Origin of the sequence: Ligaoa zhengdingensis (assembly GCF_014384885.1) — a bacterium.
Lineage (GTDB): Bacteria > Bacillota > Clostridia > Oscillospirales > Ruminococcaceae > Ligaoa > Ligaoa zhengdingensis.
The window spans coordinates 1-937 of sequence record NZ_JACRST010000086.1 but is presented as its reverse complement, the minus strand read 5'-3'; the positions used below and the strand labels follow the sequence as shown (position 1 = coordinate 937).

At 50.4% G+C, this 937-nt stretch carries 2 protein-coding genes; both read left to right on the top strand.

Annotated features, from left to right (window positions below):
• The first annotated feature begins 66 nt into the window (after window positions 1-66).
• Window positions 67-444 carry a hypothetical protein gene (locus H8711_RS13790; RefSeq protein ID WP_256173618.1) on the top strand — a complete coding sequence of 126 codons (378 nt, stop codon included), beginning with the start codon at window positions 67-69 and terminating at the stop codon, window positions 442-444.
• Window positions 441-937, top strand: a 497-nt coding sequence (locus H8711_RS13785) for a hypothetical protein (RefSeq protein WP_249283901.1), incomplete at its 3' end; no start/stop codon positions are given. The genes H8711_RS13790 and H8711_RS13785, both read left to right, overlap by 4 nt.

The following is a 937-nucleotide window of genomic DNA, read 5'->3' as shown; positions in this document are numbered from 1 at the left end:
TGACTGAGCAATCCAACTACTCATAGTATATCCTGAATTGCTCATCCTGTCAAGGGGCATGAGTAGTTGTACACGAAAAAGTTACATCTTTTGAGCAGTTCAAATGGACAGGCATTTATGCTGCCGAAGATCATCCGTACCGGCATACACCGGTATGAGGGAACAGGAGTGAGAAAAACAGAAATGGCTACACAGTACAGAAAAGCATACGTCCCGGTTACGCTGGATGTGGACAAGGAGGGGGCAATCCTCCCTCGCCTTATCTGGTGGGACAACGGTGTAATCTTTCAAATCGACCAGATTCTATACAAATGCCGCGCCACATCCAAAAAGGTTGGGGGCGGAGGCATCCGTTACACAGTTCAGATTCGCGGAAAGGAGTCATTTCTTTTCCACGAAGGAGACAAGTGGTTCGTCGAAGCAAAGGAGGACAACTGCTCATGATTTTATCCCAGCGCCAACTTGAAGAAATTGCAGCATCAACAACGAAGGACTTCAACCGGTTCTTTTTCGGGGATGAGGCGGACAAGCCCGACCGATCAGCTTTGCCAACACCCATTGATCAGTTTGCAAAGAACTATCTCGGTCTTCGCGTATCATTCGCCCGTCTCTCGCCGGACGGAAGCATCTGCGGTGTCACTGCCTATGCCGACACTGAGTACAAGATCACGGAACTTGGTATTACGCGCACACTGGCTTTGAAGCGTAATCAGGTCATCTTGGACGAGAGCTTCATTCTATCCGGCAACGTGCAGCGGCTCTGCGCCAAGCGCAGATTTACCCTTGCCCACGAGTGCGCCCATCAGATTCTCTTCCAACTGGAATCGGAAGAGGTAAAGGCATCCTGCGAAATGAGATATTCCGCACGGACTGCTTATACACCGCGAGAGCTGAAAACCCGCGAGGACTGGAACGAGTGGCAAGCAAATGTCTTGGG